Below are 25,268 nucleotides of genomic sequence, written 5' to 3' on the forward strand. Positions count from 1 at the left end.
TCTTCTTGTTTGTTCATTACAGATGAATTGTACGGCTCACGATTACGAGCAGAATGAACAGAACCAGAATCGTACCCGTGGAAGTCCAGAATCCACCGCCATATCCTACGCCGGACATGTGATAACCTCCTTTGATGATGTTGATGGTTTGAAGTTACGGTATATACTATGGCACAGCGGCCTGTTGAGATTAGACGCTTACCCAAAGCAGTACAAATTAGGCGCTGGAACGAGCTGGACGAATCATGTATAGTTAATATAGGCAGAGCGATCCACTATACAACGCTTGAGAGGGGAACTTTACTTGGAATACAAAGGTTTAATGGGCGGATTTTATAAAATTACCGAATGGATTATGCGGATTGCCGGCAGTAACCTGCTGTGGCTGCTGTGCTCATCGCCATTTATGATCGTCCTTGCGATGAAGCTGCTCTTGGTGTTGCAATCACCGACGCCTCAGCCGGAGACGCTGACGATTTGGGTTATGGGTGTTTTGGCACCGTTTACACTGTTTCCAGCAACCGCCGCTTTATTTTCCGTGACTCGGAAATGGGTGATGGGGGAAAGCGACTTGAGTATTATCAAAGTCTACTTCAAAGGGTACAAAGAGAACTACAAGCAAAGCATGGTCGGCGGTATTTTCTATACGATCCTGTTCGCGATTATGTATGTGGACTATGAAGTCTACATGAACCAGATGAACAACCTGCAGATGATTGGCATGGTGATGCTGTTCTTCCTGTTGATCTTATCCCTGTCGTTGTTTAACTTCTTCTCGCTGGTGGCGCATTACCATCTGGGTGCGCTTCAGTTGATCAAGAATGCGATCCTGTTTACGATTCTTCGGCCGTTTCGGACCTTGTCCACGCTGATCTGCGCGGGTGTGCTTGGTTTTCTGACTTTACGCTTCGGCTGGTTGATCTTCTTCGGGTTCGGCAGCTTAACTGCCTTCGTGGCGTTTTATAACTTCTACATCGCTTATAACAAGATCCAGGAGAAGGTGGAGCGGATGCGCCAAAACGAAGACGCTTCGAATAATGGTAGCACCCAGCAAGACGACGAGGACCTGGCGCTTGAACTTCCTTCGAGTGAGGAAAAAGAGAAGGATTGAAAAATGGCTTAAATTGCCATCATCTTCCTTGTTAGATGAGTTTACATTTGCTTAATGAAGCCGTATAATAGGTGTACGTCCTGCGATGTGCGTTTCGGTTTCCGTTATTTTGAACCAATGACAGTTATCTCGGGAGACCTACATTGCGCCGCCGCTGAAAGGCCCTATCCATCGGATGAGGGGACTTCAAAAGCGTCGTTGCGGTCACCCACCTGCGGGTGCAGGTTCGAGATAATGTAATCGGACGGCATAGGCGGGTCTATGATGAAGCATGAGAATGGTACCTTGTACTCTTTTCGCTTGAGAAGGGACAAGGTGCTTTTTTGTTTGTGCCAAAATGTTCAGCCTCGCTTTTGTTTGTCTGCCAAGAATGTTAAACTAGAAATTAAGAAAAACGCATACCCAAGTCACATGGGGCAGGATCGTGAAGGAGGAAGAACAGTTGTCATTCAAGCGAACGTTAATCGGCATTTTCCGCAGCCAAGAAGGGACCAGCGACCGTGCGAAGTTGCCCGAACTCAAAACAAGATATTATCAATTATCCAAAGAGAAATGCTGGGAGGAAGTTTCCTCAACCTTAAAGAAAATTCCGGGCTATAAGGTGCTGCATGAAGTGCCGTCCGTCGGCGAGATTACGCTGGAGAAACGGACCAGCCTCGGACGCGTGATGGACATTACCGTATCGATCGTGGGCACCGGGCCGGTACGGAGCGCGATTGATATTTACTCGGCGACACGTGGATCGATGGGGGATCTCGGCGCAAATTACCGTAACATTCTTCAACTTTTCTCTGTGCTGGATAAGAAGCTGGCGGCTTATAAAGTGTCCTCGAACCAGTAAATCCGCTTGACTACGACAAAAAAGCGAGCAGGGAGATTCCTCTCCTACTCGCTTTTCGTTTGTGCCGAAGGGCCTTCGATTAAGAAAGCAGCGCTTTAACGGCAGCCACCGGTTTTTCATAATCCGGATGCTCGGTCATTTCCTTCAATACTTCGACGTATTGGATCTTGTTGTCTTTATCGACGACAAACACGGCACGCATGTCGAGCGCGAACTCTTTGATGAGCACGCCGTAGGCTTTGCCAAAGGAGTTGTCTTTGTAATCCGACAACGTGATGACGCGATCCACGCCAGCGGCGCCGCACCAGCGGGCTTGGGCAAAAGGCAGGTCGGCACTGACCGTCAGCACAACGACGTCATCGCCAAGGCCAGCAGCTTCTTGGTTAAACCGGCGCGTTTGCGCGTCGCAGACGCCTGTATCCAGCGAAGGAACCACGCTGATCAGTTTGATTTTGCCGGCGAAGTCCTGGAGTGTGGCTTCTTCCAGCAGGTTTTTATTCAAGCGGAAATCCGGAGCCGTATCGCCAACTTTAAGTTCCGGTCCGATCAGCGTGATCGGATTGCCTTTAAATGTAGCTACATTTGCGCGTTCTTGGGCCATGTTTATTTCCTCCTAGTCAGATGGATTTATTCAATCAAATTTAATTATAATCGTTTTGAAAAGAAAATGTCCAACATTAGGAAAAACAACGGTAAGGAGGATCCGATGATTTTCATACGATACGAAAACTGGCGAAGTTACCTGCGATATTATCCCGTTACCTGCTTGCTCCTGGCGGCCAACATCGTGATGTTTATCATGCTTACGCTGAATGGGGGATCGAGGAACGGGCTCACCCTGCTAAGGTTCGGGGCAATGAGCGACATCGAGCCCTTTGCCGGACAAAGCTGGCGGTTGTTTACGGCGATGTTTCTTCACAACGGGTTTGATCACCTGTTTTCCAACTCGTTTGCGATCCTGGTATTTGCGCCGCCGCTGGAGCGTCTGCTCGGCTGGTGGCGATATGCCTTGGTCTATTTGGGCAGCGGACTGGTCGGAAACCTCATCAGTATGGGTGTGTACCAGTTTAGCTCGGTCCCTCATATCTCGGTTGGGGCCTCAGGCGCTGTCTATGGTGTGTATGGCGCGTTTCTCTACATTGCCTTGCTGCAGCGTCACCTGATGGATGAAAGCTCGCGAAAAACGCTGTACAGCCTTCTCATTATCGGGGTGATCTATTCGGTATTGGTTCCCAAGATCAACCTGGCCGCTCATTTTGGCGGGCTTGTCGGCGGCTTTTTTATCTATGGACTCATTGTCCGCTTGTTAAAACGGCGTTGAACCAATGGATTGTAAATGGTACATTAAATTTAGAGTATTATGTCATCAGAAGATGTTCGATGTTCGTAGCACATGCGAAATGGAGCGATCAGATTCGTGGAATTGAGACAACTGCAGTATTTTGTAAAAGTGGCGAGGAAAGAGCACGTGACTCAGGCTGCCGAGGAACTGCACGTCGCCCAATCGGCGGTAAGCCGGCAAATTCACCAGCTCGAGCAGGAGCTTGGCGTTAATTTGTTTATGCAGAAGGGCAGGAATCTCCACCTTACCGCTGTGGGCCAGCTATTCTGCAGCCGGGTGGAGATGATTCTGAAGGATCTCGACCGGGCCGTGAGCGAGGTGCACGAATTTCTCGATCCGGAGCAAGGGGAAATTCGCTTAGGCTTCCCCAATAGCCTAGGTATTCATATGATTCCTAGTGTAGTGGCAGAATTCCGCAAGCTGTATCCCAATGTGAAGTTTCGTTTTAGGCAAGGCACTTATCCTACGTTAATTCGGGATGTGGTTTCAGGGGAAGTGGATTTAGCCTTTATTTCTCCGTTTCCGGAAAATCATGATCAAGTCACCGGCAATGTGGTATTAACCGAGGATTTGGTGGCCATCCTTCCGCCGGGGCATCCTTTGGCTGGTGAGCAAAGCATCAAGCTCAGCCAGCTTAAGGACGAGAAGTTTATTTTGTTCAGCAAAGGCTATTCCTTGCGGCCAATCGTTTGGCATGCCTGCCTGGAGGCAGGGTTTACGCCAAAAATCGCCTTCGAGGGCGAAGAGACCGATACGATCCGGGGGCTGGTTGCGGCTGGGATGGGCGTAAGTCTGCTGCCGGAAATGGCGCTGTTTCAGAGCTTTACGCTTCAGCCGATCCGTGTGCGGATTTCGGAACCTAAGGTCACCCGCACCATTGGGCTGATTCATCGGGTCGACGAGAAACTGCCGCTGGTAGCCCAATCGTTCCGAATGTTCCTGCTGGAATACTTTGGGCTTCAGGTGGATACGCCGCCAAACCAGCAGCAGTAATTGAATCATCATGGAACGTTCTCCGAGATGTGGGGACGAAAAAAAAGGCTGCACGATCTCGAGCCCATGGGCTCGGTACCGTGCAGCCTCTTTGTTTGGTTTACTTGTTATTCGCGGTTGCTTGTGAAAATCAGGATGTAACGCAGCAGCTCCAAAATGGAGATCAAAGCGGCAGCTACATAAGTCAAAGCCGCGGCGTTTAATACTTTGCCAACTCCGCGTGCTTCATTAGGCGAAATAAAGCCTTGTTGAAGCATGATCTTGCGGGCCCGGTTGCTGGCGTTAAACTCGACCGGCAGCGTCACGATCTGGAACAAAACGGCCGCGGAGAAGAAGATAATCCCCAGACCGATCAGGTTCAGCGCGCCGAACAGGAAACCAGCCAGAAGCAAGAAAGGAGCAACCCCCGAGGCGAAGTTCACCACCGGGAACATCCGATGACGCAGCACCAGCATCGGGTACTTCTGCTTGTGCTGGATTGCGTGTCCTACCTCGTGGCAAGCGACGGCTACCGCAGAGATGGAGCTCTCATAATACACCGGCTCTGACAAGCGGACCACGCGGTGAATCGGGTCGTAGTGGTCCGTCAGGGCGCCGTGCACAGGCTCGATCGGGACATCATAGAGACCGTTCGCATCCAGCATACGTCTTGCGGCATCATGGCCGGTTAAGCCATAGAGGTTCTGGACCTTCGCCCATTTGTTAAATGTGCCTTTGACCCGAAACTGCGCCCACAGGGACAACCCAAATGCGAGCAGAATGGGGATCAGCATCACGTCTGAATACATGAATCATTCCTCCATATGATTTAGTTATCAAAGAAGTAACTGAGGTTGTTTCAGGAGTAAAAGTTAGGAAAAGGGTCCGTGATTCAATAACAGCCGGATGGCTTCCATGCAGGCCAAGCTTTGCGGCAGCAAATTCGCGAAGGCGCGTTTGGCCTGGTTGGGCTGCAAGCTGGAAATGAGCGGCTCCAGCTCTTTGACTTCGCGTTCCAGCTGCTGCATATGGAGCTCTAATGAGCTTAGCTTCTCCGTCACTTGTTCTTCCGGAGAAACTCGGTGCCACTGGTCCAGCTTCTCACGGATCTCTTCCAACGTATATTTCTCCTGTTTCAATTGATTAATACGTTCCAGCCTGATCAAGGTTTCAGCACTGTATAAACGATAATTTGTCTGGGTTCGCTTCTCCGGGGAGATCAGCCCGAGCTTCGTATAATAATCGATCGTACGCTCACTCACATCAGCTGCCTTCGCTAACTCTCCGATCCGGTACAGTTTCTTTACTCCAAGTTCATCACCTCTCCCGACAATTCCAAAGGATTGAGTTCTATATTTATTCTATTTATCCCCATAATACTTAACAACAAGCATACAGTCAAACGTCATACTTTATTTTTGTCAGTAACTATAAGACGTGTTATCGAAATACCTTACATACAATGTAATAATACATGCAATTTGGCGATTTTTTTTGAAAAAAGTATTGTCATCCCTGAATTTTTCTCTTATAATCACATTAACAATTCATTTTGTGTTAGGAAACTTAACATTGGGGGAGTGTTCAAAATGAAGAAGAAGTGGCTTTACGGGGTACTCATTTTTCTTGCATCGTTTGCGTTTCCGGTCTCGGCGTTCGCAGCGGAGGGAGAGGTTACCGCTCCGGTTCTGGAGCTGGGCCTGAACTCGCTTTTCGTATTCGTCGCAGCCATGCTCGTATTCTTCATGCAAGCAGGCTTTGCTCTTCTTGAAGCGGGTACGGTTCGGATGAAGAACGCCGGACACGTTGCAGGTAAAACCGTCCTCACCTTGGGGATTGCTATTCTTGCTTGGTGGCTGATTGGTTTTGGCTTCGCTTTTGGCGACGGCAACAGCTTCCTAGGTACAACCGGGTTCTTTTTTGGAGGAGAAGGGGATATCGGTTCGTTCAGCGTATTTGCTGAAATCGGCGTACCATTAAATCTGATGTTCCTGTTCCAAATGGCGTTTGCGGCAGTATCGCTGGCGATCGCCTGCGGCGGGATGGCAGAACGTGCGAAACTCAGTGTCTACATTATCTTCGGAACAATCTTTATCGTATTGATTTATCCAATTGTCGCTCACTGGGTATGGGGCGGCGGCTGGCTTGGTAACTTGGGGATGCAAGACTACGCTGGTTCGACGGTAGTTCACTTAACGGGTGCTACAGCGGCGCTTGCAGCAACGATTCTGCTGAAACCGCGTCTTGGTAAATACAATAAAGACGGTAAACCGAACAACATTCCAGGTCATAACCAAGTGTTGACGGTACTCGGTGTGATCATTCTGTGGATTGGCTGGTTTGGTTTCAACCCAGGTAGTGCATTAACTCCTTTGGGTGATGGATTCTTCGGTTATGTGTTGATGACAACGAACCTGGCTGCTGCAGCTGGTGCAGTTGCTGCATTGCTGATCTCCTGGGCAGTTCTGGGCAAGTCGGATATTCCAAGCATGCTGAACGGCGTGCTGGCGGCTCTCGTAGCGATTACTGGTTCTTGTGCTTTCGTTGATGCTTGGGCTTCCGTTATCATCGGTGCGGTTGCTGGGATCTTGACCTTCTTTACCGCTAGATGGTTTGAACGTGCTGGTGTGGATGATCCGATTTATGCCTTCTCCGTACACGGGATCGCCGGGGTATGGGGTGCGGTTTCCACTGGTCTCTTCGCAACGCCGGAGCTGGCTGAAACTACAGGTGTAGGTAAAGCAGGCTTGTTCTACGGCGGCGGTTTTGGGCAATTAGGGGTTCAAGTGTTGGGTGTTATCGGGACTTTCGCTTTCGTACTGGTGCTGTCGTTCCTGATTCTCGGAATTATGAAATGGACGATGGGGCTTCGCGTTACAGAAGAAGAAGAAACGATGGGTCTGGATATCAGCGAACATGGTACTTACGGGTATCCGGAGCAAATGAGCATACTGAACAAAACAACTTCGTCTGGTATTCCTGCGGAATAATTGAAGACAGAGATCCTGGCGTGAGGCGTCCGGAAGAGAAAGGAAGTTGGGCTTATGAGTCATGAGACGGCCATGAACAACGCAAATTTAGACGCGATTCGGTCCGCCGCAACTCCCGGTTCGCTAAGAGCGGCCAGAATCGATGAGCAGAATCGCTTGTATCGCAAACTGACAACGATGCCGATTCAGGATTGGAACCGTGAAGTCTCGGACCTACATGATGCCGTCATGACCCAAGCTTGCCGATGCTGTGAAGAAGAAATGATCCAGGAGGGCTTCGGCCCTCCTCCTTCGCATTATGCCTTTATTGCGTTTGGAAGCGCCGGTCGGGCGGAACCCACGTTATGGAGCGACCAGGATAACGGTTTGATTTACGGGGATGGTGATGCGGATCAGCTGGAAGTCTACTTTGAGCGCTTTGGTGAGAAGCTGTCAGAGATTCTCGAGCAGGTTGGTTATCCCCCATGTCCGGGTAAGGTGATGGTGTCCAATCCATTATGGCGGGGCAACCTTGACGCGTGGGAGAAGCAACTGCTGGAATGGCGAGATATTTTGGCTTGGGAACAGGTTCGTTACTTGATGATTGCCGCCGATTTGCGCCATATCTGCGGGGATGCGAAGCTAACCGATGGCTTGCGCAAGACGATGAAGCGGATTATGGAGGCGGATCAAGGCGGTGAACGCGATGTGGTGACGGCCATTTTGCGGAATACTGTCCGTCACAAAGCGGCACTAAATGTGTTGGGGCAAGTGATCACAGAGCAAAGCGGTGAACATGCCGGGGAATTTGACGTGAAATACGGGCTGTACATCCCGATCGTGAACGCCGTGCGTTATTTGGCTTTGCAATACGGGATCGAAGCCTCGAACACTTGGGAACGGATTGCTCAACTCCTTCAGCTTGAGGCTGTTCCGACACGGTGGCTGGAGTCGTGCAGCCGCGCGTTTAACACGGCGGTGAAGCTAAGATCGCTTGTATCACCGGTCATCGAAGACGGCTTGCTCACGGGTTCTCATTACCTGCCCCAAGAAATGCTAAAACAGAAAGAGCTCCGGCGCGAGCTGCGGGAATCGCTCAGTACGGTCAAGGTCATGTACCGCACACTCCAAAGGCAGCACCGGTATGCGGAAAGGAAATGGTTATGAAAGAACCGATGAAGGGAAATGGTGGTTTTTGGGATGCTTTTAAGGGCGGCGGAGTGTCGCCAAGGATCGCCTCGATGCTTGGTGCCCCCAGCGCACAGCAAATCGCTTTCGTTCGTTCATTAACCAAAGGACAGCGCCGTCCGGAGACGCTTCACGTTCCGCTGGCTGAATTGAAAACGGCCGTCTTCGATTTGGAGACTACGGGATTTCATTACCATTATGGTGATGAAATCTTGTCCTTTGGAGCCATAAAAGTGGAGGGGGAGCGAATCACCGATGAGGTGTATTACTCGCTGGCCAAACCGGCTTGCCAAATTCCTGAGCGAATCATTGAACTAACTGGAATTACGCCGGAGATGGCTCAGTCAGCTCCATCCTTGCTGGAGGCGTTGCGCGAATTTATGGCATTCGTGGATGACCGGGTGTTGGTTGCCCACGGCAGTGCCCATGACAAAGCTTTTTTGGATGTGGCGTTATGGAAGACCACCAAAGCTCATCTCGGGCATCGGGTGCTGGACACGATGATGATCGCCCGGAAGCTGGAACCGGACCGGCGTATCTCTGGCAGCCTGGACGAATGGCTGGCCGTGTACGAGATTCCAGTAACGAAGCGACACCACGCATTGGAAGACTCCAAGATGACAGCTCAGCTGTGGACCGCGTTAATCCAACGGTTGAAAGAACAAAACGTGATTACTTTGGGAGATCTGTACACCTTCTTAAGCCGAACGTAAGCCTTTGCTGTCCTAGTTTTCACGTAACTTGATGGGCAGCAGACGATAACCTCCTGAATAAGCACTTATCCCATACGCGTGTAGCATGAAGCCGTCCGGTTCGCCGGGCGGCTTATCGTTTGATGGATTCATCCGACCACCAATTAGGTACAATTGAAGGCGATCGGCAAAATTCGGAAGCTGACGCAAATCCTCTGACGATGGCTGCGGCGGTGAAGTGGGGTGGGTGTGGTAGACGCCAATCAATCGCGGATCAAAGCAACTGCGAACCCAGATGGCGGGGTCGAGTTCAAAAGCGTGCAACGGAATCTTCGAATGGTTCGCCACAGGAAGATAACGTTCAATGGTGCCGATGCGGCCGTCCAGCGATCCAAACAGCAGCCCGCAGGCTTCCTCCGGGTAACGATCTTGCCCATCCTGCAGCATTTCGTCACGAATATGCGGCGGCAATATCCAGGATTGATTCATTTTGCATGCTCCCGTCGTGATAGGTTAGAGTTCACCTTTTTCTCGATCCATTGTAACAAATCGTTAAAAAAGGGTACAATAATTACGGTAAACATAATCTTCAAAACCAGATGAGGTCATAAAAGGACGGGCAAAAGATGAAACGGAATCGATGGATACTTGCCGGGTTGCTAGTGTTGCTGGTTATCGCTCTGCTGGACCGTGGGGGACAGGAGGGCTGGTTTGGCAGCTTCCTCAGCGGCTCTAAGGGAGACAATAACGAACCTTCGCTTGGCGCCATGGCAGCCGAAGGGGCACCGAAGCCAGGAACGACTGCGCCAACGTTCGAGTTAACCGGTTTGGATGGCAAGACGTATGAGGTTGGGGGCAAGCGGGATAAAGTACTGCTTCTGAACTTCTGGGCGTCCTGGTGCGATCCGTGTAAGGAGGAAGCGCCTGAGCTGAAGGCGTTATCTGAGAAATACAAGGATTCACTGGACATCTATGCCGTGAACGTTACATTATACGATAACCTGGATGAGGCCAAGGCCTTCGTCAAAAAATATGGCTACACCTTCCCGGTTCTCTTGGATGAAAAAGAGGAGCTTTACCGGAAGTATAATGGTATTGCCTTTCCGACCAACGTGCTGATTGACGAACAAGGCGTGATTCGAGATGTCATCGTCGGAGTCATTTCGCCGGAAGAGTTGGAAGCCAAGATCAAAAGCTTGATATAGCACAGAAAAAAGCCCGAATCACCGTGAGTAACGGAGATTTGGGCTTTTCGCATAAGAGATGGCGTTTAATGGTTGACGAGTCCCCATCCGGCGGAAGGAATCTCTTCGTAGTCCTCCCGTTTCGTCTGTCCCAGCAGCGCGTAACGGATGGAGTCCACTAGCGCTTCCCAGCTCGCTTCGATGACGTTGCTGGACACGCCAACGGTATTCCAGGAATTGTGATAATCCTGGGATTCGATCAATACACGTACCTTCGATGCGGTAGCATCTTTGTCGTCGAGGACGCGCACCTTGTAGTCCGACAAATGCATATCCTTCAAGCCTGGGTAATAGGTAATCAAGGCTTTGCGAAGCGCATTGTCGAGGGCGTTAACCGGACCGTTGCCTTCGGCCGCGGTGTAGACGCTGACTCCGTCAATCTTCAGCTTGACGAAGGCTTCAGAAACAACTGGACGGTCAGCGGTCTTCTCAACGAGCATCTTAAACGATTCGAAGACGAACAGTTCCTTCATATCGCCATTGGCCTGACGCAACAGCAATTCAAGCGAGGCGTCAGCGCCTTCGAATTGATACCCTTGATGCTCCAGTTCTTTAATCTTGGCGATAACTTGTTTGGTGTTCTCGTTCTCCGGATTGAACTCGATTCCCATCTCCTGCGCTTTGGACAGGATGTTGCTTTGTCCGGCCAATTCGGAGACGAGCACGCGCTGACGGTTACCGACCAGTTCGGGAGCGATGTGTTCATACGTCCGTGAATCGCGAAGGATGGCCGAGACGTGAATGCCTCCTTTATGGGCGAACGCGGCGTTCCCGACATACGGCTGGTTGACCGGCATATGCACGTTGGCGATCTCACTGATGTAACGGGCGGTATTGGTCAGTTGCTTTAACCGGTCAGGTTCAAGCACTTCGTAGCCGAGCTTTAGCTGCAGATTTGGAATAATCGAGCAGAGGTTGGCATTCCCGCAGCGCTCCCCGTATCCATTCATCGTCCCTTGGATTTGGCTTACGCCGGCACGGACGGCACTAAGCGAGTTGGCGACGGCCAGCTCACAGTCGTTGTGAGTATGGATGCCCAGCTTCGAGCCGGGAATGACTTGGCACAATGCGCTGACGATATCATACACCTCGTGCGGCATCGTTCCGCCGTTTGTGTCACACATGACCAGCCAGTCTGCGCCAGCCTCTTCCGCTTTGCGTAAGACAGAGAGGGCGTATTCCGGATTGTTCTTATACCCGTCAAAAAAATGTTCCGCGTCAAAAATGACCTCGAGCCCTTGCCGCTTCAGATAAGCGATCGAATCGAAGATCATGGCGAGGTTTTCCTCTAACGTCGTTTGCAGCGCGGTATGCACATGGAAATCCCACGATTTTCCAACCAGCGTCGCAGCTGGAACACCGGCTTCGATCATCCGATTAAGGTTAGCATCATGTTCGGCTAGGCTGTCTTTTCGGCGTGTACTGCCAAAAGCGGTAATCTTGGCCTGCAGCTTCAGCTCCTTGACCCGCTTAAAAAATTCGATGTCCTTCCCGTTACTGCCCGGAATTCCACCTTCAATATAATGGACCCCAAGGTAATCCAGCTTTTTGGCGATCTTCAGCTTATCGTCCGCCGACAGGCTGATGCCCTCGCCTTGGGTACCGTCTCGCAAGGTTGTGTCGAAGATGGATATTGGCTTTGACATGATCGAAGTATCCCCCTTTAGCAATGGATGAGGGTGGTTAGCTCTCCCCGAATGTTTAGTTTTTAATTAATAATTATAACATCAACATGTTAAATGTAACATGCTTTTTTGAGAGAACAGAAAGTATAAACTTCTTGCCCCTTAGCGATATTGACCGACTTTCCGGGGACAGGTATGCTGAACTTAGGAGTAACGTATGATAAACGAGGGGTAGGAAATGAGAGATACCGCTGATTTTTACCCGGCGCGGGGTAGAGTCATTTTACATGTCGATATGAACGCTTTTTACTGCTCGGTTCATGAGGCGGAGGAGCCGGACAAATATCGAAACCGACCTACCGCGGTAGCGGGGAGCGTGGAGCTGCGCAAAGGAGTAATCGTCACCTGCTCGTATACCGCGCGTAGAATGGGAGTGTCGACCGGAATGACCGTGAGCCAAGGGCTGAAGAAATGTCCCGAGCTAATCGTCATCCAGCCGGATTTCCATCTATACCGCAAATATTCCCGGGCGTTTATGGACATTGCGTACGAATACACGCCGCTCCTTCAAGCGGTTTCCATCGACGAATGTTATCTCGATATCACCGGCTCCAAGCAATTTGGAACCCCGCTCGAAATTGCGAGTCAAATCCAACAGCGGATCCGTCACGAGCTGGGCCTTCCCTGTTCGATTGGGATTGCTCCCAACAAGCTGTTAGCCAAGATGGCTTCAGATATGAAAAAACCAAACGGCATCACTGTATTGCGCATCCGGGACGTGCCGAAGCTGCTGTGGGACAAACCGTGCAGCGACTTGTTTGGCATCGGCCGAAAGACGGCCGAGAAGCTGAAGTCGATGCGGATCTATACGATCGGGCAGCTGGCGGCTGCGGACGAGCGCAAGCTGATCGAGCGATTTGGGGTGGCCGGTTCTTGGATGAAACAGGCGGCGAACGGCAGGGATGATTCGCCGGTGAGCGATGAGCGCGAGCGAAATAAATCGATTGGCCACACCACCACACTGCCGCGCGATATTAGCCGGATGGAGGACGTGCAACGCGTGCTGTTGAACATCGCGGATCAAGTCGCGCGCCGACTGCGGCGGCAAAATCTGATGGCACAGACGATCCAAATTACGATCCGCACCCCGGACATGAAGACGATCACCCGCTCGCACAGTCTGGATACGGTAACCGAGCAGGCGGAGGTGATTTACCGGGAAGCCTGTGAGTTGTACCGCCGCCATTGGAGCGAAGACAAGTCGGTTCGTCTCCTAGGGATCACTTTACAAAATTTGGTTCCAAAGGAGGAATCCGCGCTGCAGCTCGATCTGTTTGATTATGAGCGGCAGCCCAAAAAAGAGTCATTAACGCGCACAATGGACATGCTAAGAGACAAGTTCGGGGAAGACGCCGTGCTGACGGCAGGAATGCTGACCGATGATCCATCGGCATTGATCCGCAATCATCGCATTCGCGGGACTTCGCTGCAAACCGACTTTCTTCGCCAGAACCGGGAGGATTCGGACGGTCCACGTTCGGAGTAGGAATGATCACGTATTGGAATTGGAATAATACGGAAAACGCATTGAAATTGTAAACTATTTATATTATATTGGTCATGGTGATATAAAAAGCACCGGACTCGTACCGTTTATTCAGGAGGCAGATAAGAGATGGCGAAATATACTTGGGTTGAGAAGGACACATGCATCGCTTGCGGCGCTTGCGGCGCAACAGCACCGGATATCTACGATTATGACGATGAGGGTTTGGCCGAAGTGATTTACGGCAATGACGGCAACCGCGGGATCACGGAGATTCCGGAAGATTTGTACGACGATCTCCAAGACGCTTGCGACGGCTGCCCAACGGATTCCATCAAAGTTGCAGATGAGCCATTTAATAAAGAAGGCTAAACCTTTGGAATAACTGGGATAAGGAGCACCCTGCGCCGATTTTGGCGGGGGTGCTCTTTTTTTAAGATATCAGAAAGTATAAACTTCGGGCGATTGGCATCCTGATATCGCAAGAAAAACTTCCGCTAAACGCGGTCTGTCTACTTTGAATGTACGTCGATAGACGTTTTTCTTATTAGATGATGCGGTGATCGCGATCGGGGGGCTGGGGTCTACTACCTCTGCTGCCCCCCTTTGCACGATTATCCCGCTGGCTCAGGTCGCTTTGTGCGGCTCTTTGAGGGATTATCCCGTTGGGTCCTGATGAGTTCTGAACGAAAGGGATAATCATGCAAAGAGCTGTGCAGTGATACGACTGAGGAACGGCGGCGTTTTTACCTTGATACCGACCTGCTGGTAGGTACTAAGTCGCAAAATTGCGGGATTGGCGAGAATTGGGTTAGGAACGCGGATTTTTTTGCCGATATAAGTAATGAAAGGGGATTTCTCAACTACTCTCTAATCTGGAGGAACTGATGGGGAACTCGGCTTACCTTAAAAAATACGTGGAAAACCACCCGAACAATAAAATGGCCTGGTACCTGCTGGGCAAAGAATATGAAGCGAACGGGCAAGCGGGGAAAGCCCACTATTGTTATATTCAGGCGGGCAACGTGTATGAGGCATTTGAATCCAGCAAAATTCCGCTACCGGAGGAAGTGCTGGCCGGCTATAAGGAAGGGCTGTTGCAGGAGTCACACCGGAAGGAGAAACGAAGCCGCTTCCTGCGCAAGCTCAGTCTTGCGCTGTTGATTGCGCTGCTGGTGTGGATTCCTTCCGCCCATGCGCCGGGGGATCGGCAGGCGGCGGTGCCCGTGAACGCCGCCGATGCAGGTGCCGGTGACGATGCCGACCTCGGGGAGGCATCGGCGGAAGCGCAGAAGCCCGCCGGGGATGAGGCGGGCGAAGGTGCGCCTGCGGGGACGCCGGCCTTCTCGGAGCCGGCGTTCACCGCCATCGGCTTCGGCGGCGACCCTGCCGGGACGCAGGCGGAGGCCTTGGGCGGTTTGCTCGCGCTGCAGCGGCAAACCGCCGTTCCCCTGCTCCATGCCGCAGCGCTGGGCATGGAGCAGGCTGGCGACTGGCTGGTCTGGTCGGACGACCTGCCCGTCGCGTTTGGCTTGGAGCAGAGTCCGGCCGATGGTCGGACGGCGCTCCAAGCCTATGATGCGCGCGCGTGCGAATGCGCGCCGCCGGATTCGGCCGCGCTGCAGGAGCGCGCGCGGCATTGGATCCCGCAGCAGGAATCGCTGGGCGTGCTTGCCTCGGCGATGATCCACTACAAGCAGGCTAACGGTGTATGGCCTGCTAGCCTGCAAGACCTGGTCGGGCCGTATCCCGACAACTGGATTGCCGGGACCGATCCGACCATGGTGCGGGCGTTTAAACCGCTGCTTGCGCAATTAAAACGCGAGGGTACAGGCGCAACGGGAAATGCGAATGCGCCAGAAGTGCTCGCGGAGGGGATGGCTCCGGGGCAGCGGCCTTTTTTTGCCGAACCTTATGAAATGATCGTCGATACGAAAACGCACACATTGGCGGTGGTCAGCGGGAACGTCTTGATTCGGAGTTATCCGGTTGGATTGGGCGGCTCGCGAACGCCGGAGGGCACGTTTGTCATCTCCGAAAAAGTGATCAACCCGAACGGAAGGGATAGCGGGGAATTTGGCAGCCGCGGCATGCAGCTGTCGGATACAAACTACGCGATTCACGGAACGAATGAGCCGGACAGTATTGGAAAGGATGAGTCGCTAGGCTGCATCCGGATGGGCAAGAAGGATGTGGAAGAGCTGTTTGATCTGGTTCCGAAGGGGACGAGGGTGAGGATTGGGAAGGGGATTTTGCCGAAGCTGAAGAACGTCCCGGCGGAGCGTTTCGCCCTGGGCGATAGACAGGATCAGACTAATCCCCACCGCACTTACCATTGGCTGAACTAGCTTAGGTTACGATCAATAGGACGGTAGTCACGATGACCAGCGCGGCAACGATGGAAATGGACCAGATGAGCGCTTTCTTGTTGACTTCGTCCTTTTTCTTCTGGAGTGTAGGCGGTTTGCGCTTGGCAGACATGAACATTTCCCCTCTCTAGCCTAGTTTAAAGCGATATTAGAGATGCTTTCTCCCTTATTGTAACGGCTTTCACGGCAAAATTCCATCACCCTGTTGTTTCTTTCACGTGCGGTTTAGGTTAAACTTTTCTTTTCTAACAGAAACAGCTAAACTGATATTAGCAAAAATGCAAAGCGTAAGATCGGAGTGAACTGTACAACGTGTTGTATCGCACATTGGGAAAACCGGTATTTTTTCGGATGGATCCGGAGAATGCCCATCATCTCGTTATCAACGGATTACATACTGCTGCTGCCGTTCCTGGAATGCTGCCGCTCTTGCGCGGAATGTACGGCGTGCCGGAAGCTCCGGAGCTCGCGACGGACTTATTTGGAATTCATTTTCCTTCCCCGGTGGGGTTAGCTGCCGGTCTTGATAAAAATGCCGACGCGGTGCCAGGTTTCTCCGCGATCGGATTCGGATTTATGGAAGTGGGTACGGTGACGCCGCTGGGACAGCCCGGCAATGACCGTCCAAGGTTGTTCCGTTTGCCTTCCGACGAAGCGTTGATTAACCGGATGGGCTTTAATAACCGCGGAACAGAGGCGATGGCACAGCGTCTGAAGGCGCTGAAGCACCGCCCGATTCCGATCGCCGTCAACATCGGCAAAAATAAAATCACGCCCAACGAAGAAGCCTACCGTGATTACGAGAAATGCATTTCGGACTTATATGAATACGCCGATTTTTTCGTTGTGAACATCAGTTCACCAAATACGCCGGACTTACGTAAATTGCAGCATGGTAATGAGTTGGCTTCGCTGCTGACTGCTGTAAAGGACCGGATGGCGGCCGAAGCAAAGCGGCATGGCAAATCGAAGGCAGTGCTGGTTAAAATCGCGCCGGACGTGAGCTTTGATGAGCTGGAATATATGGTCGACACCATTCGCAATAGCGGCGTTTCCGGCATAATCGCCACCAATACGACGTTGTCGCGGGACGGCCTCACGCACCAGAACGCTCGGGAAACTGGAGGCTTAAGCGGAAAACCGCTGAACGCGCGATCCACAGAGATCATCTCGCGCGTGTATCGGCAAACGGAAGGCCGATTGCCGATTATCGGATCGGGCGGGATTTTCACAGCGGAAGATGCCTATGCCAAAATCCGGGCTGGCGCCAGCTTAGTCGAAATCTACACTGCGTTGATCTACGAAGGCCCGGAAATCAACCGCAAACTGCATCGCGGCTTGCGGAAGTTGCTGCGCCGGGACGGCTATCGCCATATCTCCGAGGCGGTTGGGGCGGATCTCCGATAAGCTAAGCCGGCATCGATTCAAGCCGGGGGACAGAAGACAGGAGGCATAAGGATGGACAGTAGAGATTGGGGAACATTTTTGCTTCCATATGAACAAGCCGTAGAAGAACTGAAGGTTAAATTCAAGACGATGCGCGCCGAGCTGAAGAAACGCGAAGAGTATGCGCCAATCGAATTCGTAACCGGACGGGTTAAGAAAATCTCCAGCATTTTGGACAAGGCGAAGCGGTTAAATGTGTCCATGGACAATCTGGAGACCGGAATCGAGGATATCGCAGGCATTCGCATTATGTGTCAGTTCGTTGAGGATATCCGCCGGGTGGCGGAATATATTCGTATGCGTAAGGACCTGAAGGTTCTTTACGAAAAGGACTACATTACAAACTACAAGGAAAGCGGCTATCGCAGCTTCCATATGATCGTGGAATATCCAGTGCAAACCGCGCTGGGTCAAAAGCAAGTGCTGGCCGAAATTCAGATTCGTACGCTGGCGATGAATTTTTGGGCGACGATTGAGCATTCTTTGAACTACAAGTATCGGGAAAGTCTGCCTGAAGAAATGCGGGGCCGGCTCAAAAAGGCTGCCGAAGCTGCATTCGTACTGGATAATGAAATGTCGAGCATTCGCCAGGAAATTTTGCAGGCGCAGAAGAGCTTTGAGGACGATTCTAACGTGGTTTCCTCCGTGCTTGCGTCGATTCATCAGCTTTATTTTTACCATCTGGTCAAAGAAGCCATCGAAAGCCAGGACCGGTTTAACCGGTTGTGGGAAGCGAAGGATTTTGATGGGCTGAAGCAGCTGCAGGTCGAACTGAAGGATCTGATCAAGCTGCACAAAAAAGTGGAGGAGCCCGGGGATGAGTTATGAGCCGCTGTTTGTGGCGTATCTCGTATATTTCAACCGCGACCGCGATTACTTCGAGTGCCATGAGGTGCTCGAAGAATTGTGGCTAGAGCAGGGGCATAGTCCGCTGTATAAGGGACTGCTGCAGGTTGCTGTCGGATTATTCCACGCGCGGCGCGGCAATTTGTCCGGCGGACGGAAGATGCTGCAATCCGCTTTAGAGCGGTTGGCCCCCTATCCGGAACACACGCTTGGCATCGACCTGGGGAAGCTGCGTCGGGACACGGAAGCGTACGTCCGGCAGCTGACAGAAGGGAGTATTCAAGCTTTTACGTATTACGACCTCACGATCCAGGTGCTGGACCCGGAGTTGGTGCGCCTGGTGGCGGAGGCTTCTCATAACATCGCCCCGAACATTCCGCAGCGGCGCACGCCGCAGCGCGGGGAGAAGCATGCGGAGCGACAGCGGAAGCTGGAACAAAGGAGAGCGCGTGAACAAGGCTGAGAGCGGCCCGTCCCCCGGTGTTGGGGAGACGGGCGTTTTTACGGTATGCCGTTTGCACAAGGCTGCTACCAACAGGATTGAAACAAAGAATGGATGGGACAAGCATGGCGGTTCAACTACCAAAGGAATTTATAGAACGGATGCGCGGGCTTTTGGGCGAGGAAGAGTTTGCGAACTTTTACGCGTCCTATGACAGTCCTAAATTTGCAGGAATCCGGGTTAATACGCTAAAGATCGATCCGATAGACTTCAAGGCGGTAGTGCCGTTTGATTTACGGCCGATCCCTTGGTGCCAGACAGGGTACTATGTCGAGGAGCAGGCAAAGCCGGGCAAACATCCGTATTATCATGCCGGGCTATATTATATTCAGGAGCCCAGTGCAATGGCGCCGGTGGAGCTGCTGGACGTCACTCCCGGAGAGCGGGTGCTCGATCTTTGCGCAGCCCCTGGCGGGAAGTCAACGCAAATCGCAGCGAAGCTGTGCGGACGAGGAATGCTGGTCACCAACGACATCAACCCGGAGCGGACGAAGGCGCTCGCCAAGAACATCGAGCTGTACGGGGTTCGAAATGCCGTTGTGCTGGGGGAATCGCCGGAGCGGATCGCGCGGGCGTTTCCTTCTTTTTTCGATAAGATCCTGATCGATGCGCCTTGCTCGGGCGAGGGCATGTTCCGGAAGGATGAGGATATGGCGCGGCATTGGGAGCCCAATTGGGTTCGGAAATATGCTGACATGCAGCAGGAAATTTTGAAGTCGGCTGCGGCCATGCTGGCGCCGGGCGGGAGAATCGTCTATTCTACCTGCACGTTTGCCCCGGAGGAGAATGAAGCGACGATTGCTGAGTTTCTGCTGGAGCATCCGGAATTTCGAGTAGTGCCTTTGGGTTTAGATTATGGTATCGCACCCGGACGGCCGGAGTGGCTCACTTGGCTGGCTGACCGGGGAGAGGGCAAAATGTATCCGCCGGAAATCGCCGAACAAACTGCCGGCTGTGGACGGCTTTGGCCGCATCAGGTGGAGGGCGAGGGGCATTTTCTCGCGGTGCTGGAGCGGCAAGGGGGAGAGAACCCTGAGAAGAAATTAGAAGATGAGCGTCAGGTTTCCTCGCAATGGGAAGAGAACTCTCGCGATAAACGGAATTCCCGTCACTCTCATCGTTCCCGTCCCGGTGGAGGTCGTGATGCGAAGGCGGTGGATGATCGGGAGGTGCTGGAAAGCTGGCGGGCTTTTGCCCAGGAACAACTCGCCGGCGCGGATTTGCCGGGAGAACCGCTTCTCTTTGGCGGCAACGTCTATCTATCCCCACTGACGAAAGAGCGGCTGGACGGCTTAAAAGTCGTGCGTCCCGGATGGTACGTCGGAACTGTGAAAAACGGGCGTTTGACGCCAGGACAACCTTTGGCAACGGCGTTGTCGCCAACCGAAGCGGTGCGGGTGCTGGATCTCCCTTCTTCGGACGGCGAGGTGATCCGATACCTGAAGGGAGAGACGCTGCAGGTGGACAAGGAGCGGATTCGCTGCCGGGAAGGCGCCAGCCCCAAAGGCTACGTTCTGGTCACGGTCGACGGCTATTCGCTGGGCTGGGGCAAATGGCAGGATGGCTTGCTGAAGAACGAATATCCCGCCGGGTGGAGGTGGACATAAGATGAGTAAGGGCAAGAAGACGCAGCGGCTGGACAAAATTTTAGGCCATCTTGGTTATGGCACCCGATCGGAGATTAAAAAATACGTCAAACAAGGCCGGGTCACGATCAACGGTGTGGTTGTCAAGGACAGCGGCATTCAATGCAATCCTGATGTCGATGTTGTGGAGCTGGACGGGGAGCAGATTTTTTACCGCGAATTCGTCTATTTGATGTTACATAAGCCGCCCGGCGTCATCTCAGCTACGGAGGATATGAGGGAGAAAACCGTCATTGATTTGCTCCCGGTGGATTTTCAAGTGTTCTCCCCATTCCCTGTCGGTCGGTTGGACAAGGATACGGAGGGCCTGCTGCTGCTGACCAACGATGGTCAGTTGGCACACGACCTGTTATCTCCGCGCAAGCATGTGCCTAAAACGTACGAAGCCGTTGTTCTCGGCCATGTCGGCGATGAGGAAGCCGCCCGGTTCCGGGAAGGCGTAGAGCTCGACGACGGCTATGTTACCTTACCCGCCGAGCTTAAGGTGCTGGAGCACGGCATAGATGCCGACGGAACCCGCATTTCGCGCGTCCAGCTGACCATCTCGGAAGGGAAGTTCCATCAGGTAAAGCGGATGTTCGAGGCCGTCGGCTCGCGGGTCATCTACCTCAAGCGCCTATCGATGGGCCCGCTCGTGCTCGACGAGAGCCTGCCGCTTGGTGCTTTCCGCGAGCTGACCGAGTCCGAGCTACAGTCGCTGCGAACATACAAAAGCCCCGGAGCGACAAAAAAGTAGCCCTCAAAGTAACTCAAACTTAGCACCACAGTAAGCGAATCCCGCAGGGAGAGCGCCGGGTTTGCAGGAATGAGGCAAAGAAGCACGTAGTAGCCCCAACAAACCAGCGGTTTGCGCTACAGTAAGCGAATCCCGAAGGGACAGCGGTTTGTTTGCACGGAGTAGAAGGATAAAAAGCCCTATGTCGCAGTGTTCGCCAGTTAGCAGGAGCGCCCCCAAGCAGAGCATGCCTGCAGGGCGACAAGCGGCTAAACGCACGAAGTCTGCCCGGGTGCGCCGACAGAAGCAGAGTTGAGCAGCACGGTTCACCAGGGAACCCGGGAGCGCCAAAAGTAAGACGTACCCGAAGGGGGAAAAGCGTTCCACGAGCCAACCTAAGCGATTCCCCAAAGGGGAGAGCGTGCAGGAGCGCCTCTGTGCCTCCCACGTTCCTCGCCATTGCGGGAGACCAGAGGGCAGCAGGCCCTCGGGCCCCCTCCCTTACGGTAAGGGAGGGATGGGGAGGGTTGAGACAGAAAGGAGACACCACCATACATGAAATATAAACTGATTGCTTTGGATGTAGACGGCACGTTGCTGACGGATGACCACGTCCTGACGCCGGGAACCATCGAGACGATCCGCGCCATCGCGGAGCAAGGGACGGAGTTCGTGTTGTGCACCGGCCGGGCTCCTCGGAGCTCGATTCCGTATATGCGCGAAATTGGCTTGGACGGTTACGTGATTTGCCATAACGGCGCGGCCACGGTGGATGTGCGGACCGAGGAGGTCGTCCACGAATTTGCGATGAATCCGCATGGGCTGGAACCGTATATGGAGTATTGCCGCAAACACAACGTCCATTTTGACGTGAATACTACCTTTGCATTGTATGTGGAAAATTTGGCTGGGCTGACCCAGGAGACTCTGGACGTGTACCACCAATTTTTTATGGAACCGGAGGATATGCCAGCCTGGGCAGATTTCACCAAACCGATCGTGAAGTTCACCGCAGCCGGCGGGATGGAGGAGCTGGATCGGGTGTATGCTGACTGGAGTCAGTGGACGCAGGAGTTTAATATGCTGCGCAGCGGCGATTTCTTCATCGACTTGATGCATAAAGACGCCTCGAAAGGAGCGGCCCTGCGGAAGCTGGCGGAAAAACGCGGAATCCCGGCGGAAAACGTGATGGCGATCGGGAATTATTATAACGATATCACGATGCTCACCTATGCCGGACTGGGCGTAGCGATGGACAATTCGCCGCTCGACGTAAAAGCTGCCGCCGATGCCGTCACGGCCTCGAATAACGAGGAAGGCGTGAAGCGGGCGTTGGAGAAATATTGCCTGGAAGCCTAACAGCGTGAACATAGATCAAGCCGAGCCCGGAACCGGGTTCGGCTTTTTTGGGTGCTCATAAATGGTCAGTCTAGGGAGATTCGCGGCTGCTCGGCGTCCGGCAGGGGACGGGATTTGGGGCGGTGCAGCAGCCAGACGAGGCCTAGGCCAAAGCCCAGCAAAGCGAGGAACGTTCCCCCGGCGAGTCCCAACGTTCTAGGGGTCACGGCTTCCAGCAGAAAACCTGAAGCGAGCATGGCGACGCCCATTACGGTATTTTGCAGGGTGGCCAGGCCGCCGAAGAACCGGCCTTGCCATTCGCTTGGAATCAACTGCATCAGAACCGTTTCGTTGCAGGCGTTGCCTACGCTGGTGATGACCGCTGAGAAAGCCAGCAGCCCAAGCAGCAGGAGAAATGAAGGCGATTGGCTGCTGATCACTTGAAAGATTCCTTCGAGCCCAAGTGCAAGAACCGCAGCAGTTCGCATATGACGGGCCATCTTGCCAGCGAGTCCGGAACCGATCAGCATCCCGGCCCCCAGCGCCCCATACAACAGCCCAATGCCGACGTCTCCCATGTGGAACACTTCAGAGGCGTATACGCTGATCAGCACATTAAAGATCCCGTCCCCGATCGGCCAAATGGTAAAGACAATCAGCATAATTCGCAAAAAGAAGGATTGGCTCACCAGCCGGCGAAATGCGGTGGACGGGTGAATCGCGGGTTTCGGGCTTGGCTTAGCGGTATTCGTTGCTGTCGCGTCTGCCCGTGCTGCGGGCTGCTCGGCAGGATTCAAACGAAGAAGCAGCAGGCCGGAGACGAGGAAGGACAGGGCGTTAAGCACAAAAGACACCTGGCTGCCAACCGCAGCGGCTAGGATGCCGCCCGTGACAGAGCCGCCGATGAGCACAAAGCCCACCATGGCCTGCTCCAAGCTGTTTACTGCTAGTAAGTTCTCCCGACGGACGAGCCGGGGAATCAGCGACATGCGGGCCGGGGCGTAGATGGCTTCGCCCGCAGACAAGGCAAACGAGCTGACATAGATGATCCAGACGTCTCCGGCATCGTGGACAAGAAGCGGTGTTAACGCAAAGAAGATCCGGATCGCGTCGGTGAAGAGCATGATCGTTCTTTTGGTGAAACGGTCGGCGAGCCACCCGCCAAGCGGTCCGAAGACGAGGTAGGGAACCAGGCGAACCGCAAAGGTGATGCCGACGGCCAGACCCGAGCCGGTCAACGATAATAGCAAGCCGAGGACAGCAACCTGGCTGAATCGGTCGCCGATGCCGTTGACCAGACCAGCCGCAAACAGGCGGCGATAGGAGGGTTCCTGGCGCAGGATTCGTAAAGATTTCATGGGATGAGGCCAACTCCTTTTATATATCAATCTAATTAAATAGTTATCTAATTACTAGTGCAAAAAAAGGCAACAAGGCGAAAAGGCACTGCCTTATTGCATGGCGAGATATAACCCGATGCGCTGCTGCTGCGATCAGGATGGGCTCTTGTCCCAGAGCTCCGGCGGGTTCAACTCGTAAATATCATTTTCGCGGTACATGAAATGGTTCATGATAAACTCGCGGCGAATCGTAGCATAATCCTCGTGGTATTGCCGAATATATTCGTTGATTTCTTTCTCCGTATATTTGCGGTGCGGCTCCAGGCCCTTGACGAGACGCTCAAGCACGATCAGCTTCTTCTTGCGTTGGGCCGGCAGATGCTTTAAGGTACCGTCTCTGTTAAAGAAGTTGTCCTGGATCGCGGCTTTGCGTGCCGCCGCTTCTTGCTTGTCCTCGGCCGCAGAACTCGCCTTGCCGACTTTTAGAATCGCTTGAGCTTGTTGGGTGAGGCTTTTTTCGTTCAAATAAAAATAAATCGTATTCTTGTCGCGGCGTTCGTACACCAAATCCGCCTCCCTTAACTTGGTCATATGGTGGGTAATCGTCGGCGGCGTGACGCCAAGCTTTCCGGCCAGTGCCTGACCGTGTAACGGGCCGTTTTGAAGCAAGGCGATAATCCGGATCCGGGTCACATCGCCAACAGCTTTATGAAAATGAACTAATCGGTCGAGCTGCATCCTCATCCCTCGCTAATTCGATAATCATTTAATTAGATGAGTGTATTATTTCATCCTAAGCGGTTTCTTGTCAAGGGATAAAAAAAGCGGTTGGAATCCAGGCCGGATTCCAACCGCTTTACAGGCTCGTGGCTGCATTACACCAGAAGCGAACGGGAAACGATCACGAGCAAGATGAACAGTACCAAAATTGCTGCCGTTGAAGTGAAGCCCCCTCCATGGATTCCACTCATTGTTATTCCTCCCTTACGTCAGGATGGTTTCCCGTTTTTAAAACGAGATAGTGCATTGTATGCAGCCAAGGAGGTATACGTTTGGACATCCGGCAGGAGTGACCTGCAAATAGGCAAATCCGAAATTTTAATGCCGCAATCCTTTGGGCAGGTGATTTTTCAGCTGTCCGCCGCTGGCTTTGCCCCAGCCCAGCGGGTATTGGCCGTCGCCGCAGGCGACGGTCACGAGGTGCCAGCCGCGCAAGGAGGCGGGCACTTCGAGCGTCTCGCCGCGCAGGTAGGCCGCGACGAGAGGCGAATTCTCGTCCAGCGTCCACAGACGCGGGTCGGCTTCGTTCGCGCTCAGCGCCATGGCCAGCGCATGGGCAGGCTCAAACCGGCCTTTGCGGACGTCGCCGAGGTGCAGCCCGGCGCGTGGAACCTTCAGGCCGGTCAGGTGTTCCGGCGTCAGCGCCAAACCGCCGCTGGCTGGCAGCAGATAAAGCGCCTCGCCGAACAGGAGCGGGGTGCCTCCAGCGGGAGGCGCGAAGGCAGGCAGCTCGTCCGCCGCCCAAGCGCGGAAGCT

General features: G+C 53.1%; 28 protein-coding genes and 1 other RNA gene. 18 read left to right on the top strand and 11 right to left on the bottom strand.

Features of this window, described 5'->3' with window-relative positions; translation table 11 throughout:
* Positions 1–16: 16 nt before the first annotated feature.
* Positions 17–118, bottom strand: coding sequence for a hypothetical protein (locus tag POTG_RS22905; RefSeq protein ID WP_009222787.1), 102 nt, complete (start codon positions 116–118; stop codon positions 17–19).
* Between the two features lie 186 nt (positions 119–304).
* On the opposite strand from POTG_RS22905, the gene POTG_RS00320 reads away from it, so the two are divergent.
* The 3 genes from POTG_RS00320 to POTG_RS00325 all read left to right on the top strand — a co-directional run bounded on the left by POTG_RS00320 (position 305) and on the right by POTG_RS00325 (position 1,952).
* Positions 305–1,111, top strand: a complete 807-nt coding sequence (locus tag POTG_RS00320) for a YesL family protein (protein WP_009222788.1) — start codon at positions 305–307, stop codon at positions 1,109–1,111.
* A 74-nt stretch (positions 1,112–1,185) separates the two neighbouring features.
* Positions 1,186–1,375: non-coding RNA, 6S RNA (gene ssrS, locus POTG_RS22910), on the top strand.
* A gap of 178 nt (positions 1,376–1,553) precedes the next feature.
* Entirely contained in the window at positions 1,554–1,952 is a 399-nt protein-coding gene (locus POTG_RS00325; protein WP_009222789.1) for a DUF1499 domain-containing protein, read from the top strand.
* A 79-nt stretch (positions 1,953–2,031) separates the two neighbouring features.
* Here POTG_RS00325 and tpx read toward each other — a convergent pair whose 3' ends face one another.
* Positions 2,032–2,553 carry a thiol peroxidase gene (tpx, locus tag POTG_RS00330; RefSeq protein WP_009222790.1) on the bottom strand — a complete coding sequence of 174 codons (522 nt, stop codon included), beginning with the start codon at positions 2,551–2,553 and terminating at the stop codon, positions 2,032–2,034.
* Positions 2,554–2,658: 105 nt separating this feature from the next.
* Between tpx and POTG_RS00335 the strand changes: the two genes are divergently transcribed.
* A complete protein-coding gene (locus tag POTG_RS00335) occupies positions 2,659–3,273 on the top strand; it encodes a rhomboid family intramembrane serine protease (RefSeq protein WP_009222791.1) in 615 nt (204 codons plus the stop codon).
* A 96-nt stretch (positions 3,274–3,369) separates the two neighbouring features.
* Positions 3,370–4,287 (top strand): LysR family transcriptional regulator, encoded by a 918-nt coding sequence (locus POTG_RS00340; RefSeq protein WP_009222792.1) that lies wholly within the window; start codon positions 3,370–3,372, stop codon positions 4,285–4,287.
* Positions 4,288–4,394: 107 nt separating this feature from the next.
* Here the strand turns inward: POTG_RS00340 and POTG_RS00345 are convergent, their stop codons facing one another.
* Complete coding sequence (locus tag POTG_RS00345) at positions 4,395–5,075, bottom strand: zinc metallopeptidase (protein ID WP_009222793.1); 681 nt, start codon at positions 5,073–5,075, stop codon at positions 4,395–4,397.
* Positions 5,076–5,138: 63 nt separating this feature from the next.
* Positions 5,139–5,564 carry a MerR family transcriptional regulator gene (locus tag POTG_RS00350; RefSeq protein WP_198136143.1) on the bottom strand — a complete coding sequence of 142 codons (426 nt, stop codon included), beginning with the start codon at positions 5,562–5,564 and terminating at the stop codon, positions 5,139–5,141.
* A 291-nt stretch (positions 5,565–5,855) separates the two neighbouring features.
* Here POTG_RS00350 and POTG_RS00355 point away from each other — a divergent pair, with 291 nt between their 5' ends.
* The 3 genes from POTG_RS00355 to POTG_RS00365 are packed head-to-tail and all read left to right on the top strand — an operon-like array spanning position 5,856 to position 9,136.
* A complete protein-coding gene (locus POTG_RS00355) occupies positions 5,856–7,256 on the top strand; it encodes an ammonium transporter (protein WP_009222795.1) in 1,401 nt (466 codons plus the stop codon).
* A gap of 54 nt (positions 7,257–7,310) precedes the next feature.
* Positions 7,311–8,402, top strand: coding sequence for a DUF294 nucleotidyltransferase-like domain-containing protein (locus tag POTG_RS00360; protein WP_009222796.1), 1,092 nt, complete (start codon positions 7,311–7,313; stop codon positions 8,400–8,402).
* Complete coding sequence (locus tag POTG_RS00365; protein ID WP_028538732.1) at positions 8,399–9,136, top strand: exonuclease domain-containing protein; 738 nt, start codon at positions 8,399–8,401, stop codon at positions 9,134–9,136. The genes POTG_RS00360 and POTG_RS00365 overlap by 4 nt, the downstream gene beginning before the upstream one ends.
* Before the next feature lie 12 nt (positions 9,137–9,148).
* Here POTG_RS00365 and POTG_RS22615 read toward each other — a convergent pair whose 3' ends face one another.
* Positions 9,149–9,604: a M67 family metallopeptidase gene (locus tag POTG_RS22615; RefSeq protein WP_009222798.1), complete on the bottom strand. Its 456-nt coding sequence runs from the start codon at positions 9,602–9,604 to the stop codon at positions 9,149–9,151.
* A 137-nt stretch (positions 9,605–9,741) separates the two neighbouring features.
* Between POTG_RS22615 and POTG_RS00375 the strand changes: the two genes are divergently transcribed.
* The gene (locus POTG_RS00375) at positions 9,742–10,320 is read left to right on the top strand and encodes a TlpA family protein disulfide reductase (RefSeq protein WP_028538731.1); all 579 of its coding nucleotides are present in this window, start codon (positions 9,742–9,744) and stop codon (positions 10,318–10,320) included.
* Positions 10,321–10,385: 65 nt separating this feature from the next.
* Here the strand turns inward: POTG_RS00375 and cimA are convergent, their stop codons facing one another.
* Entirely contained in the window at positions 10,386–12,005 is a 1,620-nt protein-coding gene (gene cimA, locus POTG_RS00380) for a citramalate synthase (RefSeq protein WP_009222800.1), read from the bottom strand.
* Between the two features lie 217 nt (positions 12,006–12,222).
* On the opposite strand from cimA, the gene POTG_RS00385 reads away from it, so the two are divergent.
* From POTG_RS00385 to POTG_RS00395, 3 genes are all read left to right on the top strand, one after another.
* A complete protein-coding gene (locus POTG_RS00385) occupies positions 12,223–13,530 on the top strand; it encodes a DNA polymerase IV (RefSeq protein ID WP_009222801.1) in 1,308 nt (435 codons plus the stop codon).
* 129 nt (positions 13,531–13,659) lie between these two features.
* Positions 13,660–13,902: a ferredoxin gene (locus POTG_RS00390; protein ID WP_009222802.1), complete on the top strand. Its 243-nt coding sequence runs from the start codon at positions 13,660–13,662 to the stop codon at positions 13,900–13,902.
* Between the two features lie 515 nt (positions 13,903–14,417).
* The gene (locus tag POTG_RS00395) at positions 14,418–15,878 is read left to right on the top strand and encodes a L,D-transpeptidase family protein (RefSeq protein ID WP_009222803.1); all 1,461 of its coding nucleotides are present in this window, start codon (positions 14,418–14,420) and stop codon (positions 15,876–15,878) included.
* 1 nt (position 15,879) lies between these two features.
* Here POTG_RS00395 and POTG_RS25070 read toward each other — a convergent pair whose 3' ends face one another.
* Complete coding sequence (locus POTG_RS25070; RefSeq protein WP_260070057.1) at positions 15,880–16,011, bottom strand: hypothetical protein; 132 nt, start codon at positions 16,009–16,011, stop codon at positions 15,880–15,882.
* A gap of 200 nt (positions 16,012–16,211) precedes the next feature.
* Here POTG_RS25070 and POTG_RS00400 point away from each other — a divergent pair, with 200 nt between their 5' ends.
* The 6 genes from POTG_RS00400 (at position 16,212) to POTG_RS00425 (ending at position 22,413) form a co-directional block, all read left to right on the top strand.
* Entirely contained in the window at positions 16,212–17,306 is a 1,095-nt protein-coding gene (locus POTG_RS00400) for a quinone-dependent dihydroorotate dehydrogenase (protein WP_036643687.1), read from the top strand.
* A gap of 51 nt (positions 17,307–17,357) precedes the next feature.
* A complete protein-coding gene (locus POTG_RS00405; RefSeq protein ID WP_009222805.1) occupies positions 17,358–18,173 on the top strand; it encodes a GTP pyrophosphokinase in 816 nt (271 codons plus the stop codon).
* Entirely contained in the window at positions 18,163–18,654 is a 492-nt protein-coding gene (locus POTG_RS00410; RefSeq protein WP_009222806.1) for a DUF309 domain-containing protein, read from the top strand. The genes POTG_RS00405 and POTG_RS00410 overlap by 11 nt, the downstream gene beginning before the upstream one ends.
* A 104-nt stretch (positions 18,655–18,758) precedes the next feature.
* Entirely contained in the window at positions 18,759–20,300 is a 1,542-nt protein-coding gene (locus POTG_RS00415; protein ID WP_009222807.1) for an RsmB/NOP family class I SAM-dependent RNA methyltransferase, read from the top strand.
* A gap of 1 nt (position 20,301) precedes the next feature.
* Positions 20,302–21,075, top strand: a complete 774-nt coding sequence (locus POTG_RS00420) for a pseudouridine synthase (RefSeq protein WP_009222808.1) — start codon at positions 20,302–20,304, stop codon at positions 21,073–21,075.
* Positions 21,076–21,609: 534 nt separating this feature from the next.
* Positions 21,610–22,413, top strand: coding sequence for a Cof-type HAD-IIB family hydrolase (locus POTG_RS00425; RefSeq protein WP_009222809.1), 804 nt, complete (start codon positions 21,610–21,612; stop codon positions 22,411–22,413).
* Between the two features lie 65 nt (positions 22,414–22,478).
* Here POTG_RS00425 and POTG_RS00430 read toward each other — a convergent pair whose 3' ends face one another.
* The 4 genes from POTG_RS00430 to POTG_RS22915 form a co-directional block, all read right to left on the bottom strand.
* Positions 22,479–23,750: an MFS transporter gene (locus POTG_RS00430; RefSeq protein ID WP_009222810.1), complete on the bottom strand. Its 1,272-nt coding sequence runs from the start codon at positions 23,748–23,750 to the stop codon at positions 22,479–22,481.
* 135 nt (positions 23,751–23,885) lie between these two features.
* Positions 23,886–24,470 (bottom strand): DUF2087 domain-containing protein, encoded by a 585-nt coding sequence (locus POTG_RS00435; protein WP_009222811.1) that lies wholly within the window; start codon positions 24,468–24,470, stop codon positions 23,886–23,888.
* A 137-nt stretch (positions 24,471–24,607) separates the two neighbouring features.
* Complete coding sequence (locus POTG_RS24150) at positions 24,608–24,703, bottom strand: hypothetical protein (RefSeq protein WP_009222812.1); 96 nt, start codon at positions 24,701–24,703, stop codon at positions 24,608–24,610.
* A 127-nt stretch (positions 24,704–24,830) separates the two neighbouring features.
* A partial coding sequence (locus POTG_RS22915; protein WP_198136131.1) for an RsmF rRNA methyltransferase first C-terminal domain-containing protein occupies positions 24,831–25,268 on the bottom strand: 438 nt, incomplete at its 5' end.

Source organism: Paenibacillus sp. oral taxon 786 str. D14, from assembly GCF_000159955.1.
Lineage (GTDB): Bacteria > Bacillota > Bacilli > Paenibacillales > Paenibacillaceae > Fontibacillus > Fontibacillus phoenicis.